The organism is Clostridium sp. AF15-41 (assembly GCF_003604095.1).
Classification (GTDB): domain Bacteria; phylum Bacillota; class Clostridia; order Lachnospirales; family Lachnospiraceae; genus Coprococcus.
Map to the genome: position 1 here is coordinate 138,906 of NZ_QTMQ01000002.1, position 1,137 is coordinate 140,042.

Consider the following 1,137-nt stretch of genomic DNA (forward strand, 5'->3'; position numbering starts at 1 on the left):
CATCTTTTTTAATGCTTTTGAAAACATACTAATAACCTCCTCAGGGCGATACAGATATTCAGATATATCCTGGCATATAGATTCCATCCATGGATAGTTGGATATCAGTGTGGCAAGGTTGTCTGTAGAGTCCGCGGTTAGCAGAGACAACCATGCATTTAGTTCGTTGATATCTTTAGCATACTTGCTATTTTTAAATACGTCAAGGTTAACGACATAGTATTCCTGTAAAAGATTCAGATTTACACCAGTATCAAAAATGGTTCTGCCATGATGCAGATAGATATTTGCGAAACGGTCTTTCAGACATTCGTTTGGACTCTTTTCATACATAACAATTGTATAAACAGTTCTCATATCCTTATATGTGAAATCTTTCCCAAGTTTGCTTTTTACGCGTGTATATTGGCGAAGTAGTAGATCGGCGGAATAGCATGACATTCGCTCACCGGGAAATGTGTATGGATTTTTTTGTATTTCTACATTTGCGATAGAACCATCTTCTAACTGGACGATAATATCCAGAAGTAGGAGAGAAGTTGATGGAAGCATGCTGTTTTCATTTGACAGAATATATTTAATGGTTACATTTGTGCCGATAATACTGCTGATCAGTTGTGATAATCGTTCCGGGTATATATCCGGGTTGAAAATTTTTTTGAAAAATGGATCATAGGTTAGTGGCAGACTTTTTTTGCCTTCCATAAATTCCATAAAACGTTTTTTCCAGTCATCAGGCCAGTTCTTATATGTCCAATAAAGTTCTGGGTATTGTTTTAACTCTGTAAGGCATTCATCTTCCGTTCGTTGTGGAAAAAGCTGATAAATATTGAACGTTGTATGTTTGGTATTTGAGTTCTGTGAAGTGGTGTTTGTATCCTTATTATACATAAAAATTCCTCTTAATTTCCGGTACCTGATTTGTCGACATAACTACCATATCAGAAATAAAAGAGAAAAGTTCATAAATGTAATAAATGGTACTGTTTGATGTAACTTTTGGTAAGTAAATGTTTAAAAGGCGATATGCAAATATTTTTGCAAAAAAAACAAAAAAATTAAAAATGTTACTTATAATTTTTAGTAAATTACCAGTATTATATATATAGAACTTTCTATAAATTATATAAAAGAGAA

Annotated in this window: 1 protein-coding gene; it reads right to left on the reverse strand. The window is 33.1% G+C overall.

The window, feature by feature from the left end; translation table 11 throughout:
* On the reverse strand, positions 1 to 891 hold an 891-nt coding region (locus DWW43_RS02060), incomplete at its 3' end, for a PD-(D/E)XK nuclease family transposase (RefSeq protein ID WP_119962652.1).
* Between the last annotated feature and the right edge of the window lie 246 nt (positions 892 to 1,137).